The organism is Sphingomonas sp. 10B4, assembly GCF_035019905.1.
Taxonomy (GTDB): domain Bacteria; phylum Pseudomonadota; class Alphaproteobacteria; order Sphingomonadales; family Sphingomonadaceae; genus Sphingomonas; species Sphingomonas glacialis.
Genome location: NZ_JASJVC010000268.1, coordinates 1 through 282, shown reverse-complemented (window position 1 = coordinate 282; position 282 = coordinate 1). Strand labels below are relative to the sequence as shown.

Genomic DNA, 282 nt, shown 5'->3' with positions numbered 1-282 from the left:
AACGCAGCCATTTCGGCCCGCATTTCTTGACGAAACGCATCCATGTCAGCCCGCATTTCTTGACGAAACGCATCCATGTCAGCCCGTATCTGGTGACGAAAGATTGTCATATCTGATTTCATTTCTTGCTGGGAAGCTTCCATGTTGATGCCAATTTCGGTGCGCAGCGCAGTAATGCTGCAATCCATTTTGACCAGCTTTTCATTGATATCTTGTTTATCGGAAATATGTTCGCGTAGACCAGCTTGCTCAGCTTGCATGATTTCTGCCAACAGACTACTC

At 46.5% G+C, this 282-nt stretch carries 1 protein-coding gene; it reads right to left on the bottom strand.

All coding sequences use genetic code 11. The features are described from left to right. Positions 1–282 (bottom strand): hypothetical protein (locus QN347_RS19765; RefSeq protein WP_323494391.1); only part of this gene is annotated, 282 nt, incomplete at both ends.